This is a genomic window from Gemmatimonadota bacterium (genome assembly GCA_009838645.1).
Classification (GTDB): Bacteria; JAAXHH01; JAAXHH01; order JAAXHH01; family JAAXHH01; genus JAAXHH01.
This window is the reverse complement of record VXRC01000025.1, coordinates 72,344-88,622: the sequence shown is the minus strand read 5'-3', so window position 1 is coordinate 88,622 and position 16,279 is coordinate 72,344. Positions and strand designations below refer to the sequence as shown.

General features: G+C 55.2%; 11 protein-coding genes and 1 rRNA gene. 9 read left to right on the top strand and 3 right to left on the bottom strand.

Features of this window, described 5'->3' with window-relative positions; genetic code table 11:
• From F4Y38_07800 to F4Y38_07790, 3 genes are all read right to left on the bottom strand, one after another.
• A 16S ribosomal RNA gene (locus F4Y38_07800) occupies positions 1-958 on the bottom strand; the annotation flags it as partial.
• A 341-nt stretch (positions 959-1,299) separates the two neighbouring features.
• Complete coding sequence (gene lipA / locus F4Y38_07795; GenBank protein MXY49192.1) at positions 1,300-2,346, bottom strand: lipoyl synthase; 1,047 nt, start codon at positions 2,344-2,346, stop codon at positions 1,300-1,302.
• 243 nt (positions 2,347-2,589) lie between these two features.
• Positions 2,590-3,084, bottom strand: a complete 495-nt coding sequence (locus tag F4Y38_07790; GenBank protein ID MXY49191.1) for a TlpA family protein disulfide reductase — start codon at positions 3,082-3,084, stop codon at positions 2,590-2,592.
• Positions 3,085-3,451: 367 nt separating this feature from the next.
• On the opposite strand from F4Y38_07790, the gene F4Y38_07785 reads away from it, so the two are divergent.
• The 9 genes from F4Y38_07785 to F4Y38_07745 all read left to right on the top strand — a co-directional run bounded on the left by F4Y38_07785 (position 3,452) and on the right by F4Y38_07745 (position 16,226).
• Positions 3,452-4,459 carry a hypothetical protein gene (locus F4Y38_07785; protein ID MXY49190.1) on the top strand — a complete coding sequence of 336 codons (1,008 nt, stop codon included), beginning with the start codon at positions 3,452-3,454 and terminating at the stop codon, positions 4,457-4,459.
• Positions 4,460-4,518: 59 nt separating this feature from the next.
• Positions 4,519-5,523, top strand: coding sequence for a DUF4932 domain-containing protein (locus F4Y38_07780; protein ID MXY49189.1), 1,005 nt, complete (start codon positions 4,519-4,521; stop codon positions 5,521-5,523).
• A gap of 33 nt (positions 5,524-5,556) precedes the next feature.
• Positions 5,557-7,425 (top strand): sigma-70 family RNA polymerase sigma factor, encoded by a 1,869-nt coding sequence (locus F4Y38_07775; GenBank protein MXY49188.1) that lies wholly within the window; start codon positions 5,557-5,559, stop codon positions 7,423-7,425.
• Positions 7,426-7,778: 353 nt separating this feature from the next.
• Positions 7,779-9,653, top strand: a complete 1,875-nt coding sequence (locus F4Y38_07770) for a sigma-70 family RNA polymerase sigma factor (GenBank protein ID MXY49187.1) — start codon at positions 7,779-7,781, stop codon at positions 9,651-9,653.
• A complete protein-coding gene (locus F4Y38_07765; protein ID MXY49186.1) occupies positions 9,650-12,091 on the top strand; it encodes an FtsX-like permease family protein in 2,442 nt (813 codons plus the stop codon). Before F4Y38_07770 ends, F4Y38_07765 begins: the two co-directional genes overlap by 4 nt.
• 203 nt (positions 12,092-12,294) lie before the next feature.
• Positions 12,295-12,936 (top strand): ABC transporter ATP-binding protein, encoded by a 642-nt coding sequence (locus tag F4Y38_07760; protein ID MXY49185.1) that lies wholly within the window; start codon positions 12,295-12,297, stop codon positions 12,934-12,936.
• A gap of 150 nt (positions 12,937-13,086) precedes the next feature.
• Positions 13,087-13,335 carry a hypothetical protein gene (locus tag F4Y38_07755; GenBank protein MXY49184.1) on the top strand — a complete coding sequence of 83 codons (249 nt, stop codon included), beginning with the start codon at positions 13,087-13,089 and terminating at the stop codon, positions 13,333-13,335.
• Between the two features lie 68 nt (positions 13,336-13,403).
• Positions 13,404-13,709, top strand: coding sequence for a hypothetical protein (locus F4Y38_07750; GenBank protein ID MXY49183.1), 306 nt, complete (start codon positions 13,404-13,406; stop codon positions 13,707-13,709).
• A gap of 9 nt (positions 13,710-13,718) precedes the next feature.
• Entirely contained in the window at positions 13,719-16,226 is a 2,508-nt protein-coding gene (locus F4Y38_07745) for a DNA internalization-related competence protein ComEC/Rec2 (protein MXY49182.1), read from the top strand.
• The last annotated feature ends 53 nt before the right edge of the window (positions 16,227-16,279 follow it).

Genomic DNA, 16,279 nt, shown 5'->3' with positions numbered 1-16,279 from the left:
CCACCGCTTGTGCGGGCCCCCGTCAATTCCTTTGAGTTTCAGCCTTGCGGCCGTACTCCCCAGGCGGGGCACTTAATGCGTTAGCTTCGGCACTGAAGGGGTCGATACCTCCAACACCTAGTGCCCAACGTTTACGGCTAGGACTACCAGGGTATCTAATCCTGTTTGCTCCCCTAGCTTTCGCGCGTCAGCGTCAGTATCAGGCCAGAGAGCCGCCTTCGCCACTGGTGTTCTTTTCGATATCTACACATTCCACCGCTACACCGAAAATTCCGCTCTCCTCTCCTGTACTCAAGTGATGCAGTATCAAATGCAGGTCCCCGGTTGAGCCGGGGGATTTCACATCTGACTGACACCACCGCCTGTACGCCCTTTACGCCCAATAACTCCGAACAACGCTTGCTCCCCCCGTATTACCGCGGCTGCTGGCACGGAGTTAGCCGGAGCTTCCTCTGGTGGTACCGTCAAACCCGCCTACTATTCGTATACGGGCTTTCGTCCCACCTAACAGGGGTTTACACTCCGAGAAGCTTCATCCCCCACGCGGCGTCGCTGGGTCAGGCTTTCGCCCATTGCCCAAATTTCTAGACTGCTGGCTCCCGTAGGAGACTGGGCCTTATCTCAATCCCAGTGTGGCCGATCACCCTCTCAGGTCGGCTATCAATCGTCGCCTTGGTAGGCCGTTACCCTACCAACTAGCTAATTGAGCGCGGGGCCATCCACAAGCGGTAGCTTCCAAGGAGAGGCCACCTTTAGTTGTCATACCATGCGGACTGACAACCACATTCGGTATTAGCCCGCCGTTAGGCGGGTTGTTCCCAGCTTGAGGGCAGGTTCCCCACGTGTTACTCACCCGTCCGCCACTGTACTCACGTTCCGAAGAACGCTTTCTCGTTCGACTTGCATGACTAAGACACGCCGCCAGCGTTAGTTCTGAGCCAGGATCAAACTCTCCATATAAGAGAAGTTCAATCTGGAATTGCATCTGCTGTGAACTCCCCGGACGGATCCGGAGAGCCTTGTCAGACGACTTAAGGACATGCACGCTGCCATGTTTTCAAAGAGCGTAATCTTACCGCAACCCGCGCAAGATACACAGCCGGGTGTATGAAGTCAACAGGTTTCTTTATTTTTAATTCCTGTTGACCAAACGCGCGTGTTACAAACGGTTTCGGGGGCCGATTCGGCGCCCGATCCTAAACCCGATGAGGCGGCTTCAAGGAGTCGGATTTCGGGGTGGTTCGGGCTCGAGTTTCAGAGGCGGCTGCGGGCTCGTTCCAGGTCGGCTCAGGCTCGGGACTACGTGGCCGGTTCTATCGTCAGCAGTCCGTTGCCCGGGACCGCGTCGCCACGTCCGTTGCCCTCGCGCCGGTCGTTGCCGTTTACGGCGTGTGCACCGTTGCCGTCGCCCGAGGCCGCGCCATTCCCATTCGCGGCCTGCCCGCCTGGACCGCTTCCGTTACCTGATGTCGAGCCGCCCACGCTGTCCGCCTGGTCGGCCGCGTGATAGGAACTGCGGACCAGCGGGCCGGACTCCACGTGCGGTATGCCGTACGCCTCGCCCGCCTGCTTGAACCGGGCGAATTCGTCCGGATGGTAATGCTTACGCACCGGGAGATGCTTCTTCGTAGGCTGAAGGTACTGCCCCACCGTGAGGATGTCGCAGTTCACCGCGGCCACGTCGCGCATCAGGGCATGGACGGCTTCGTCAGTCTCGCCGAGCCCCACCATGATGCCCGTCTTGGTCTTGGCGCCCCGGGCCTTCGCGCGCTCGAGCAGCTCCAGCGACTGGTCGTACCGCGCCTGGGGCCGCACGGTCCGGTACAGGTCCGGCACCGTCTCCAGGTTGTGGTTCAGCAGATCGGGACGGGCATCTAGCACGGTTTGAAGCGCCGAATCCGATCCCTTGAAATCCGGGATGAGCACCTCCACGCCCACGCCCGGGCACCGGCGGCGGATGGCCCGGATCGTCTCCGCGAAGATGGGCGCGCCACCGTCTGTCCGCTCGTCCCGGTTCACCGACGTGATCACGGCGAACCGCAGGCCCAGTTTCTCCACGGCCCCGGCCACACGCTCGGGCTCGTCCCAGTCCAGCCCCTTGTCCGGCCGGCCCGTCTTCACCGCGCAGAAACCGCAGCTGCGCGTGCAGATGTCGCCCAGGATCATGAAGGTGGCGGTGCGCTGCTCCCAGCATTCCCAGATGTTGGGGCACTGGGCGCTCTCGCAGATCGTGTGGAGCCGGTTGTCCCCCACCAGGCGCTTCAATTCCTGGAAATTTGGCCCCTGTTTCAGGCGCACCTTGAGCCACGGGGGCTTGGGCACGTGGGATGTGGTCGTTTCGCTCATGAGTCCGCTAGTGGTGGTCGGCGCCGATGCGTGGGATTCCGCGCAGGCTCGGCCGGCATGGAGTCCGATCAGCCGATTCAAAGGCGCTATCTGCGCGCGACCCGCGCGCTACAGGAACAAAAAGCGACCCTCCGGCGCCGTGAACCATCGTTCCGCGCCGAAGCGGCCGCCATGGATGTCAGGTACCCTACTTGCTCTTCTTATTCCGGGTTACGGTCGAGGCCCGACCGGTTGTTTCGAGCCTCATCCAGGCTTCATTTCAGGTGCGCCGTCGTCCCCCGGCGAAATGACCACGGCCTCTTCGTCGAGGTGGCCGGCGATGGTCTTCGACAGGTCGTTCAGGTCGGTCCGGCAGAAGCCCGTGTTGCTGTCGAGTATGCCGCCGCCCTCATCCATGAGAAACCAGGTCGGCACGTTCGTCAGTCCGAAATCAGACGAGGCCCAGTGGGTCGTGTCGTAAACGTTCTGAAAGGACGCGCCATGCTCGTCCATGAACGCTTTCGTTTCCTCCGGCGTGTCCTGCGAGACGCCCAGCACCCGGAATCCCCCGTTGCCGCCGTAGGCCTGGTGGATCTTGTCGAAATAGGGGGCGCTGAACTTGCAGGTCCCGCAACCTACCTTGTAGAAGACCGCCAGCAGCCAGCCGCCGTTCGCCTGGTCGGCCAGCGACGTCGAATTGCCGTCCGCGTCTTCCAGCGCGACTTCCGGGGCCGCGACCCCGGCTTCCAGGAACGCCATAGAATACTCCCGTACAGGTTGAAATTTGAAAGATGCCAGATTCAAACCGTGCTTCGACTATATATGTATTACATCTAAATATTGAATATAGGGGATACGGGGCGGGTGTCAATGATTCGGTGGTTGAGGACAGCAAGCGATCAATACCACGAGATCGAAGACTAAACGCACAATGAAAAAGGTCACATTTACAATTCTGTAGGGCCTTCCATAGGCGGATTCCCAGAATCAAACGATTTGAATTTGATCAATTGGATCTCTGAAGCGTCTTAGCTATCAAAGGGTTATGTACCACGCTGGTTAATCGACACCTGTAAACCATGAACTAAGATCGATTCAGAGTTCTTTACCAAGGAGAATTAGACACATGATCAGTTATGTACTGAACCTAACGAGATTCAAGACGTGTATGGTCCTGTGTTTTTGTTTTTGCTGGTATAGTTTAGAATCGGCCTATGCTCAGCAATCAGGGAGGTTCTCCTCGATGAATGGCGATCCCGACGAAGTCCGGTTGGTTACTTCCGATATCGATCATTTCTGGCTGGCTTACGACCTGTCGGAAGGCAAGACTACGGAAGAGAAAGTAAGCATCTTCGAATCGGAATACTTGGAAAAAGGCAGTATCGGTCTTAAGGATTTCATCGACGCCAGAATCGAAAGCGCGGAGGGGCTGGTCGAGGTAATCGAAGCCCGGCCGAGGTATTACGCTTCAATAAGAGAGAGCTCCAACCGTGTGTTGGAATTAACCGATCAGATCCGTGGTTATATGCACAACTGGAAGCAACTGTACGACAAGGCGGTATTCCCTGATGTGTACTTTCTGATCGGTAAAATGACGTCTGGAGGAACGACTTCGAGCAACGGCCTTTTGATTGGGACCGAGATCTCCTGCCGAACGGACGATCTGCCCGTGGACGAACTGAATGAATGGTATCTTGAAGTCCTCAGGCCTGTAGAAGACATTCCGTATATCGTTATTCACGAACTTATACACACACAACAGGCTTATGATTTTGGAGAAAACACCCTACTGGGTCACTCCATATTCGAAGGTGCAGCCGATTTCCTTGGAGAACTGGCAACCGGAAAACACATAAACCCTCATTTACACGTGTATGGAGATGCTCACGAATTGGAACTGTGGGAATCGTTCTCGAAAGAAATGCTACAAACCAACTTCGACAACTGGCTTTACAACGGCGGCCGGTCCACAGGAGAAAGGCCGGCCGACCTGGGATACTACGTAGGATACAAGATATGTGAAGCTTTCTACGAGAAGACGACCGACAAAAGGGCGGCTATAGAAGGCATTCTCTCGATTAAGAATGGTCCCGATGCGCTGAGTTTTTTAAAAGACAGTGGTTACGGTCATTGAGCGATTACCGTATCCCCGATCGAAATCCACCGGCTTCTTCGTCCCCAAACACGGAGTAAATGGTGATGGCCAGGTTGAACATCAACGTAGACCCCAGAATCGAACTCGTCATCACCGTAAAGTTGCTGTGCGATTATGAAGGACTAACCAGGTACGACGTGGCGTATTCCCAGTCCATGCGGGATTACTTTTCGCCATTTAAAACGCATGAAGCAGTCAAACTGTTCAAGAAGATCACAGAGCATGGCACTTACTCGGATGCCTACCTGAGTCCGGTGTTGTCGCTTTCGAACCCGCCGGAACTCACGCCTCAATTCCCCTACGAAAACTACGAATACTACATTCGCGCATTTCAAGACGAAACCCGGTTTCGAACGTTCTACGAATTACTGAGTGATTTTGCGATCCAATCGGACTTCAACTCTTTTTTTGAAAGCCAATTCTCATACTACCAATCATTGGTCGACACAGTTTTCAAAACACTGGGCAGCGAGAATATGATCGACATCCTGGAACAATACTATGGAATGCGACATCGGGACTACAATCTGATTTTAAGTCCCTTGTTTCAACACGGTGGAATTGGGCCTCGAGTTCGACACCCTGATAACAGATTGTCCATATTCAGCGTAATCGGACCCGTTGGATCGGTTGATGGTATCCCGGTGTTCGGAACTGGAGATGAATTGCTGGAACTCATCTGGCATGAGTTCGGCCATTCGTTCGTTAATCCCGTTACTGAACGACATCGCTCCGACATCGGGAAGTATGCTCCGTTGTTAGATCCAATACTTGAGAGAATGGCAATAACGGGTGGCTACGGAGATTGGGAGATATGCTTGAACGAACATTTGATCCGCGCCATTACATCTCGATTGTTTCACCGCGAATGGGGTCCGAAACACGGTGATCGTTTACTGGTGCGCGATATAGAAAAGGGATTTCGCTACCTCCCTGCCCTGTTACGCGCGCTTGAGGATTTCGAACGACATCACATTCAAGATATGTCCTTCGAGGATTACTATCCTGCATTGCTGAAAGCGTTGGATACATATCTCGAATAACCGTCCGTATTCAGAACTTGATTTGATTCGCACATGTCGACACTCATACAAGACGACACATACAACATCCAACTTTGCCTACAGGGAAACGCCAACGCCTTCGAGCCACTGGTCCGGCGTTACCAGAATGCTGCTTTCGCCGTGGCTTTGGGTTACCTCCGGGACCGGTCAGATGCAGAGGATGTGGTGCAGGATGCCTTTATCTCGGCCTTCTGTAAGTTATCGCAACTGAAGGACCCGGCCGTTTTCGGCAGTTGGTTTCACCGAATCGTTGTCAACCGGTGCAAGGAGTGGGTTCGCCGAAGCGGGATCGGTCGAAAAGTCCACGTTGATGCGGATTCCAGTGGATTACGCGAAGAATACGCCATTTCGGATCGTATCCACCGAAAATACATAGAGCGTCTTGAGCTCTGGGATGAAGTCGAACAACTCCCGGAACACTATCGCCAGGTCGTCACGTTGTATTATTACACCGGTTTTACACAGAAAGAAATAGCTGCTTTTCTAAATATCCCAGAGTCGACGGTGAGAGGACGGCTGTATCAATCCCGAATCCGTCTGAAAAACGCTCTGTCGCTCCAGGAAAAGGAGTCTATCGCCATGAGCCAGATCGACGTAACGGAGGAAGTTCAGGATGTCGTTTGCAAGCTCGCCAGGGAGGATTTCGAAGAAACGATCGACATGGGCGACGTAGAGAACATCGTCCTTTATTGTGGTGTCAGTACGGAAGTGGAAATCGTCCGGACCGAAGGAGAGCAGTTGCTAGTCAGAGGGTCGAAAATCGGACTTGGCTATTCCGAAGAAGAGGCACGTCACAACCTTGGCGGATTTGCCGTTTCCCACGATACCGTCGATGATTTCTATAAATCCGGTCCCCATGAAGGCGAACTTTTCGTCGGTGTAGATTCAACAGGCAACGAGAACACAGCCATGACCAGCCGAATCAGCGACCTCTGGAGACGGGACCTGATGAACAACTGGATGCTGGACGAAGTGTGTATCGGCGTCAGGCTGGTCGATCTGTATCCGGATCTTAAATCCGATATCGATGCGTTTCCTCCACTGCCAAAGCAAATACGAGCGAGCTTGAGCAAATCAATAAGGATTTCGATTCATTCGATGGAAGTACGGCCGATACATGTACCGAACTCCGCCATGACGGGAAGTATCAAAGACGTCTTTCAGGTTTACTGGTCCGACGCTTCCAAGGTGTTCGGACCGGCCTCGTACTGTCATGTTTCCATTGAGGTTCCGACCGGAAAGAACATTTCGGTGTTCAGAGCGAAGCGAATCAACGCGGAGGGTTTGAATGGTAGTCTGATGGTATATGCCTGCCAATCCTGCCAGATAACCGATATCGCGAAGGATGTGTACCTGTTTAACAGCATGTTTTCAGATATACATGAAGTAGGTGGAATGTTCTGTCAGCGCATGTACGAATTCGGTGCCGCGAACTACCATGAGGGAACTATACGCAACAAAGATGTGTGGGAAGGTAATCTCTCCAACGTAAAGGGTGGTGTAGATATCGATGTCGGTCGTTTAGTACTGGATGCTCAGGATTTGGCGGGTGACATATCCATTTACAATCGATTCGGTACGACCCGCTTGAGCCAGTCATCCCGGGAATCCGGGACCCGGTGTAACCTCAGGACCGTATCAGGGGAGACAAAACTGGTGTTGGATGAAAGCCTCGCGAAAAAGGTCAGCCTGGTGATGTATACACGCTGTGGGGTCTTGAAATTAGGTAAGGCGAAGGACGAGATGCGGATATATTCGACGTATAACGACGGGCATCGCATCACAGCTGGAACTACGTACGATACAACCCAAGCGGACTACCTGCTTCTTACAGAAAGTGGCACAGCTGAAGTCGAGTTGTTGAATGGCTCCGATTCGTAGTGAATTCAGCAAAAAGAAAACTCCGCAGGAAACTCCACGTTTGAGGTTTCGATCCAGACTAAGATGCCTTATAAGAATCTGAACGCCCCTGCGTTACCGGGCATGAGTCTTGCAGCCTTTCGAAACTGAACCTTCCGGTACGAACCGACCTCAAATCCTCTGTATCGACCTCAAAAAGTCCTTCCCGCTGAGAGACGACCGCATTCCCTTGCTCCAGGATGTATCCGCCACAGAAAACCGGTGCGAATACGTGACAGTGTCAATCACGATTCTGTTTTTAACTTTTAAGGCTGCAAAGTCGTCCTTTACTACGTTACGTAGCGATTTGCTTCATTTTGTTTAACGAGACCCCAATGACGACAACGACACACGACGACACTGACAACATCCGCCTTTGCCTGTCAGGCAACGCCAACGCCTTCGAGCCTCTGGTCCGGCGGTACCAGAACGCCGCTTTCGCCGTGGCGCTGGGTTACCTTCGGGACAGGACAGACGCCGAGGACGTGGTACAGGAAGCTTTTGTTGCCGCCTACTGCAAGCTGTCACAGTTGAAGGATCCTGCCATCTTCGGAAACTGGCTGCACAGGATCGTCGTCAACCGATGCAAGGAATGGAGCCGTCGGAAGAAAGTCAGCCGCCTGGTCCGTGTCGATCCGGATGCTGAACACATTCGCGACGAATTCCCCGTGGCGGACCGGATCCATCGGAAATACCTCGAGTACCTCGAGCTTTGGGATGAAGTCGAGAGACTGCCCGAACACTATCGCCAGGTCGTCAAATTGTACTACTACACCGGGTTCACACTAAGAGAGATTGCCGCCTTTCTTGACATTCCCGAATCGACGGCGAAAGGACGGCTTTATCAGTCCCGAATCCGGCTGAGAGATGCGTTGTCGCCCCAGGAACAGGAGACTATCGCCATGAGCCAGATCGATGTCACCGAAGATGTCCAGGATGTGGTTTGCAAGATCGCCAGAGAGGATTTCCAAGAAACCATAGAAAAGGGAGACTTAGAGAACATCGTCCTGTATTGCGGTGTCAATACGGAGGTGGATATTGTACCTGCACCAGGAGATCAGGTGGTTGTTAAAGGTACAAAAATCGCACTCGGTATGTCCGATGATAAGGCACATAGCAATGTCAGCGGGTTTCAAATATGCTATGACAAGATAGACAATTTCCTTGAAACGGGACCTCATGAAGGAGAGTTGTTTCTTGGCACCAGCAACCCGTATGGATTCGATTACGTCGCCGCTACGTCGCAAATCAGTAAATACTGGAAAAGTGATCTCGTTAATGACCGCGTGCTGGAGGATAATGTCGGCGGTGTAAGAACGGTCGACATGTTTCCGGATTTGCAGCATGAAGTAAATGGGTTTCTGCCCCTGCCGAAACCTGTGGAAACCAGTCTGGGGAAATCAATACGAATCACCGTTCACACTGCGAATGTACGCCCCATAGAATTGCCGAGAACGGCCGTGACAGGAAAAGTCGAGGCTGTTTTCAGAGCTGTTTGTACCGACGAAACGAATCTATTTGGTCATGCCACGTATTGTCATATGTCGATTTCGGTTCCCGCCGGGATGACTATGTCGGTGTTCAGATCGAGTAAGGTCAATGCGGATGGTTTGAAAGGTTCACTTTTAACGTATTCCTGCTATTCCTGCCACATACAGGAAATTACGGGAGATGTTTACCTTTTCAACAGCGAGTTCTCCAGAATTCGACGGGTTAGCGGATTGGTATATCAGCGTATGTACGGCTGCGGGGGAAGTAGTCTGGATCACGACATGTTAGCACGCCCCGATCAGTGGGAAGGTAAAATCGAGTCCATCAGTGGCGGTGTGGATATTGACGTCTGTCGCACTGCGTTGGATGCACGTGATTTAAACGGAGATGTTTCCATTTTAAACCGCTATGGCACAACCCGGTTGTGCCGCACTGGCGGGATTCGAATGGGCAGGTGCAACCTCCGTACCGTTTCCGGTAACGTGATACTGGCGTTAACCGAAAAAGCAGCAAAAAATACCAGCCTGGTTATGCATACCCGTTGCGGTGTACTGAAGTATGAAGAGGCAAAAGAGTTGATGCCTCTTAATGCATGGTCGAGTAACGATATCAGGATGTCATTAGGGACTACCTATGAATATGGAAATACCGATGTCGTACTCGCTACGGAAAGCGGACAGGCCAGCATTGAAGTGCTGAAGGATCCTGAACATGGTTGACCGACGATCGTCCATACAAAGGCTATGATAAATACGTCATGTTCAGAAACTACCTCAACGTCATTCTGAGGAACTTGCTCAGGTACAGGGGCTATTCGGCGATCAACGTCCTGGGCCTGGCCATTGGCCTTGCTTCCTGCATTCTGATCCTGCTCTACGTGCAGGACGAACTCAGCTACGACCAGCACCATGAGCGCAAAGACCGGATTTACCGGATAGTGGTAACTACGACAGCGGAAGGAAGAACGGACGAATGGGCGCGAACGCCCTCAGCGTGGGCTCCGGTACTGAAGGAAGAGTATCCTGAAATCGAGCAGTTCACCCGGTGGAAGCCGCCGAACACCAGTTGGCTCATTGGTTACAACGAAAAACGTTATGAAGAGAAGTTTTTCATTTTTGCGGATTCATCCGTATTTGACATTTTCACCATCCCTCTGGTTCAGGGCAATCCCAGAACGGCACTGGCGGAACCCCATACCGTGGTCGTATCGGAAACCATGGCAGAGTTGATTTTCGGGAATGAAAACCCGGTAGGGAAAGTGGTTTCCGTCGACGACACCTATATGTTCACCGTTACGGGTATCATGCGGGACATGCCAACAAGCTCTCATTTTCACGCTGACTTTCTTGCTTCGTTCTCTACGCTCGCGGCAAGCGGGATATACAACGAGCCGACCACGATTCAGAACATGGACCGTACTCTGTATACCTATCTCCTGATTAAAGAGGGTTACGCGCCGGAAGACCTGGAAGTCAAACTTCGCCAGTTTCCGGAAAGGTACCTCGGTGAACGACTGGAGACGCTGGGCATGGAATTCAAACCCTATCTGCAGCCGCTCACCGATATCCACCTGCACTCCAATCTCAAACTGGAGCTTAAGGCGAACAGCGACATCCGATATGTCTACATCTTTACCTCGTTGGCTGTATTCATATTACTGATCGCCTGCGTGAACTTCATGAACCTTTCCACAGCCCGTTCCGCACGAAGGGCGCGGGAGGTCGGCATTCGGAAAGTGCTGGGTGCCCGGCGGGTCCAGTTGACCGGGCAATTCATCGGTGAGTCGGTACTCTTCTCCTTCATCGCACTGGCCGTCGCCCTAGTACTGGTACACCTGATCCTTCCCGAATTCAGCCGGTTCTCCGGAAAAGAACTGGAAATGGATTACGAATCCACGTGGTTGATGCCGGTCCTGCTGGCCATCACACTTTGTACCGGGATTGTCGCCGGCGGATATCCCGCCTTCGTGCTTTCCTCCTTCAGACCGGTTGCCGTACTGAGCGGAGTGTTGAAGGCGGGAGTTTCCCAATCGTTTTTGAGAAAAGCGCTGATCACCTTCCAGTTCGTCGCCTCGATCATCATGATTGTCGGAACCGTTGTAATACTGGCGCAACTGGAGTACATGAGAAATAAGAAACTGGGATTCGACAAAGAGCACGTGGTGGTTGTCCGACTGCCCGACAATGAGGCCGTTCAGGGCTATCCGGCCTTTAAGGACAAGGTTTTGCAGTATCCTGAAATCGTTAACTTGAGTACGACAACCAGCGTTCCCGGCAGGCTGACTGCGACCAGTTTCATTCAGCCGGAAGGATACATCGTGGAGGATACCCCGCTCATCTCCACCATTTGGACCGGTTTCGACTTCGTAGAAACAATGGGAATCAAGATCGTCTCGGGCCGATCGTTTTCCCGCTCCGTCGCCTCGGACGACTACTCCGTTCTTGTCAATGAAACGGCAGTCAGTACCTTTGGATGGGAAGATCCGATCGGAAAGGTGTTTACGTATACCCACACGCCCGATTATCCCCCCATGCACGTTGTCGGCGTCATGGCGGATTTTCACTATCATTCGCTTCACCAACGCATTGAACCCCTGTTGATTTTGTTTTGGGAAGGCGGCAATACGATGGTCGTCAGGCTGAGCAGCCAGAGCCTGGCCCGGGGACTAGAAATACTGCAGGATCAGTGGCGCGAATCCTATCCGAACCATCCCGTCATGGAATCCTACTTCCTCGACCAGGATCTCGATCAAAAGTACGCCGCTGAGCAAAGGCTGGGTTCCGTCTTCATCGCCGGCACGGTCCTGTCCATTCTAATCGCCTGCCTGGGCCTGCTGGGATTGGCGTCCTACATGGCCGAACAACGGACTAGGGAGATCGGCGTTCGCAAGGTCCTCGGCGCGACGATTTCGAACGTAATTCTGCTGTTGCCGAAGGACTTTACCAGGCTGATCCTGATCGCGTTCGTTGTTGGCGTTCCCATCAGTTACTACATCATGCAGGAGTGGCTGGAGGATTTTCCTTATCGCATCGAAATGGGTTTGTGGGTATTCATCCTCACTGGACTTGCCGCGATGCTGATCACCTGGCTGACGGTTGGATACCATGCGCTGAAGGCCGCCACGGCGAATCCCGCCGATGCGTTGCGTTCCGAGTAGGGATTAATCCTGTTCGTACGACATTTACGCTTTCCTCTTAAAGCTTCCTTCAAAATCCGCATTTCCCACGAGATTCCCTCACGTAAACACGACCATTCCTGTATAGCACCGAATCACACACCCGGTCACAGGGAGGCGTCGTGCGTCATTCCATTCATTCCCCATCCCTGATCTCCATCGAAGACCTGTATAAGTCCTTCCCGATGGGAGACGGCCGCATTCCCGCGCTCCGGGGCGTATCCGCCACCATCAGCCGGGGCGAATACGTGGCCGTGATGGGCCGGTCGGGATCCGGCAAATCCACCCTGATGAACATCCTGGGCTGCCTGGACACGCCCACGGCGGGCAGGTACGCCCTCGACGGCCGGTCCGTCGGAGATCTCACGGACGACGAACAGGCCTTCATCCGAAACCGGATGATCGGGTTCGTTTTCCAGGCCTTCAACCTGCTTCCGAGAATGGACGCGCTGCACAACGTGGAACTGCCGCTCCTCTACCGCGGCATGGACAGCAGGGAACGGCGTTGGCGCTCCATGGAAGCCATGGAAGCGGTGGGCGTGAGCGACCGCGCCCGCCACAAGCCCAACGAGATGTCGGGCGGACAGCGCCAGCGCGTGGCCATCGCCCGTGCGCTGGTCGGCGAACCGTCCATCATACTGGCGGACGAGCCAACCGGGAACCTGGACAGCGGGACCGGGGAGGAGATCATGGCGATTTTCGATCGGCTGAATGAAGAGGGGCATACGATCGTACTGGTGACGCACGAAGCGCACGTCGCCGGGCACTGCAGGCGGATCATCCGATTGCGCGATGGCGTGATTGAAGAGGATCGGTTGGTTGCTTGAAGGGGTGACCGAGGAGGATCGTTCGATTTCCTGATGGGATGTTCTAAACGGATCGTTCGACTGCGAAACGGGCGGATTCACGAGGACCAAAGACAGGGACCGTAGAATACACACACTGGAATTTCCAAATCATTTTATAAGAGGATGAATATGGACGCTACCAACGTCATAAGCAATGTAGTTGTAATCGGGATCCTGCTCTTTGTCTGGCGCAGTCTCGACATGCGGATATCTCAACTCGACAAGCGTCTGAGTGACCGTATCGATCACCTTGATGAGCGGGTCTCGCAGATCGAGGAACGGATTGCGCATTTGGGCGAACGCGTATCCCGGATAGAGGGGCTGCTTGGAGCCTTCGCCCGCATAAGCAACCCCTTTGAATCGGAAAAGAAGACCTGATAGGCGGAGACACATACCAGTTCTTAAACGATATCCACGATCAAACCTTAAACCATGAAAGGAGTATCATGGAACACGCGCAACTCTGGCTTCAGCCCCTGATCCTGCTGACCGCCTTCATCTTCTTCTTGCGCGAGGCGAAGGGAAGCCGGCGCGAACTGAAGGAGGATATCCAAAAAGAGCTCAACAAGATCGACGCGAGATTCAACCGATTCGAAGACAATATATGGGAACGATTTGAAAAGGTAGACGCAGAATTTGACAAGGTAGACGCGAAGTTCGATCGACTGGCAGACCATATCCGGGAAGATGCCGGGAAGGTCGACGCTCGTTTCGACCGGCTCGAGCGCATTTTGCTTGAACAGGGGAAATAAGCACCCACCATGCAACGCCCGGCCCTGTTCATCGCGGTGTGTTTTGTAATCGGGATTCTGCTGGGACACCGCGTCGAGGTATCACCCGTCCTTTTCGCGCTGGTTGCAACAGCGGCGATCGCGATGGGTTACGCGCTTTACCGGACTCGAGGAACCGACGCTTTGGCCCTCCGTGTCTGTATGGCCCTGGGCCTAGTGTTCGCGGGCGCCTTCTGGTACGCGGTGCAGGTGCGGGTCGTGCCGGCGAACGACATCCGGCGATTCTGCGACCAGCGGCAACGGCATGTGCTGACCGGGACGATCGTCCGATCGCCCGATGCGAGAGCACGTTTCACCCTGGTTACGGTGGACGTGGACTCCATTTCGTTGGGCGTTGCCGGCTGGGCTTCAAGAGAGTCGCCTGGCATGGCGACCGCCACCGATCAAGCGGTACCCGTGACTGGCCGCCTGCAGGTCCGCCTGAACAGCGACATCGATCCCGGCCGGTACGGCGACCGCGTCCTCGTATCGGGACGCCTGCGCAGCCCTCAACCCGCTCGCAACCCCGGCGGATTCGATGCGAACACCTACTACGGAAGCAGGGGGGTTTACGCGCTGATGAGCGTGCGCGATGCGCGCAGTTATCGCGTGACGCGGCGTAACACGTCTTTCACCTGGCGGACCGGGGTCATCGACCCGCTGCGCAACAGCATCGACCGGTCCATCGACCGGACCATGCGGGGCGATTCCGCCGCCCTGTTGAAAGGCATCCTGCTGGGCGCGCGGCGGCAGTTGCCCGAGGACCTGCTCGACACCTTCAGGACGATCGGCCTGGCCCATATCCTGGCCGTGTCCGGACTGCACGTCGGCCTGATCACCCTGGTGATCCATACGCTGCTGTCCGTCCTGAGACTGCCGCGGAACATCGTAGTCGCCGGTACGTTGGGTGTCCTGGTGCTTTATGCCTTCATCACCAACCTGACGCCGTCGGTCATCCGGGCCACGATCATGGCGGCGCTCTTCTTGGCGGGCCGCCAGCTGGACCGTCAGACCGACACCGTCAACATCCTGGCCGTGGCGGCCATTGTCATTCTCCTGATCTGGCCATCGGCCCTGTTCGACCTGAGCTTCCAGCTTTCCTTCCTGGCGACCTATGCCATCATCACGGGTTATCCCAGGATGAAGGAACTGCTCCCCGAGCGGATCTCCCGGTCGGAGAAATGGTGGGCCCGCTGGCTGCGGGACGGGTTGCTGGTCTCGGTCGCGGCGCAATTTGGCGCGCTGCCCGTGGTGGCGGGTACGTTCTACCAGGTCTCCTGGATGTCGGCGGTGGCGAATCTATTCATCGGGCCGCTGGTGTTCCTGAATACGACCTTCGGCGTGCTCACCGCCATGACCGGCCCCCTGGCCATCGAAATCGCCCGCCTCTTCAGCGCGGCCAACGCGCTGGTCCTGTTCGCCATGATCCATCTCTCAAAGGCCCTCTCCGGCGTGCCGTCCGCGCTGGTTGAAGTGCCGGCGCCTTCCACGCTCTTCTTTGCGTCCTTCTACGGCGCGGGACTGTTGCTACTCTGGAAACCGGATGGGAACCGGGGGCGGCGGACGCGGCAGGGCCTGCTGGCGCTTTCCTTCCTCCTCTTTTGTTACAACCTGCTGCCCGACCGGTCGCTGAGGATCACCGTCCTCGACGTCGGACAGGGGGACGCCATCTTCATTACCTGTCCCAACGGGCGCACCCTCCTGGTCGACGGTGGCGTCCGTACGCCATTTTACGACGCGGGCGCCCGCGTCATCCTGCCCTTCATGCGTGCGAAGGGATACCGCCGAGTGGACACGATCATCGTCACCCATCCCGACCTGGACCACTACGGCGGACTCCGAGCCGTGGTGGAGTCCGTAGAAGTGGGCGAGGTCATTTCGAGCGGGGTCGGTTCGGAATCCGGTTCCTACCGGGCCTGGCGCGAGGCCATCGATCGGCACGGCATCCCGTACCGCGCGGTCGCGAAGGGAGACACCCTGGCGGCGCTGGGCGACGTGCGCGGCCTTTTTCTCCATCCGGATTCCCTGTTCTTGTCCGGCCCGGCGAGAACCAACACCAACGAGGCGTCCGTAGTCCTGCGCCTGTCCTTTGGCGCGTTCAGCATGCTGCTGACCGGCGACATCGAGGATAAAGGCGAGGCCGCGACCGTCCGCTTGCCGTCCTCCCTGAAAAGCACGGTGCTCAAATCACCCCATCACGGGAGCAGCTCGTCAAGCGGAACGGTCTTCCTGTACGCCGTCGACCCGGAGGCGGTGGCCGTTTCCGCCGGCATGTACAACAACTACGGCCATCCTTCGCCCGAGGTCATCGAGCGGTACAGGCGGCGGGGAGCGGAGGTGTTTCGAACGGACCAGGGCGGCGCGGTCATGATCCGTAGCAACGGCCGGTCCTGGGACATGGCGTACTTTGCGCCGCCACGACCCCTCGGTCCCACGCCCGGGCAGGTGGTGGATGGGTTTCTCTTGACAGGAAAATCCCCTCGGTCTATATTCCGGTAGCACACATAAGTCATTACCAATCATATATTTAACCCCCTATTCCTACCCGGTCC

What these genes read in the sequence shown, in the direction of transcription:
- F4Y38_07750 (MXY49183.1), top strand. Translation starts at nt 13,404, where the DNA reads ATGGAACACGCGCAACTCTGGCTTCAGCCCCTGATCCTGCTGACCGCC.
- F4Y38_07760 (MXY49185.1), top strand. Translation starts at nt 12,295, where the DNA reads ATGGGAGACGGCCGCATTCCCGCGCTCCGGGGCGTATCCGCCACCATC.
- F4Y38_07775 (MXY49188.1), top strand. Translation starts at nt 5,557, where the DNA reads ATGTCGACACTCATACAAGACGACACATACAACATCCAACTTTGCCTA.
- F4Y38_07785 (MXY49190.1), top strand. Translation starts at nt 3,452, where the DNA reads ATGATCAGTTATGTACTGAACCTAACGAGATTCAAGACGTGTATGGTC.
- F4Y38_07770 (MXY49187.1), top strand. Translation starts at nt 7,779, where the DNA reads ATGACGACAACGACACACGACGACACTGACAACATCCGCCTTTGCCTG.
- F4Y38_07780 (MXY49189.1), top strand. Translation starts at nt 4,519, where the DNA reads ATGGTGATGGCCAGGTTGAACATCAACGTAGACCCCAGAATCGAACTC.
- lipA (MXY49192.1), bottom strand. Translation starts at nt 2,346, where the DNA reads ATGAGCGAAACGACCACATCCCACGTGCCCAAGCCCCCGTGGCTCAAG.
- F4Y38_07745 (MXY49182.1), top strand. Translation starts at nt 13,719, where the DNA reads ATGCAACGCCCGGCCCTGTTCATCGCGGTGTGTTTTGTAATCGGGATT.
- F4Y38_07755 (MXY49184.1), top strand. Translation starts at nt 13,087, where the DNA reads ATGGACGCTACCAACGTCATAAGCAATGTAGTTGTAATCGGGATCCTG.
- F4Y38_07790 (MXY49191.1), bottom strand. Translation starts at nt 3,084, where the DNA reads ATGGCGTTCCTGGAAGCCGGGGTCGCGGCCCCGGAAGTCGCGCTGGAA.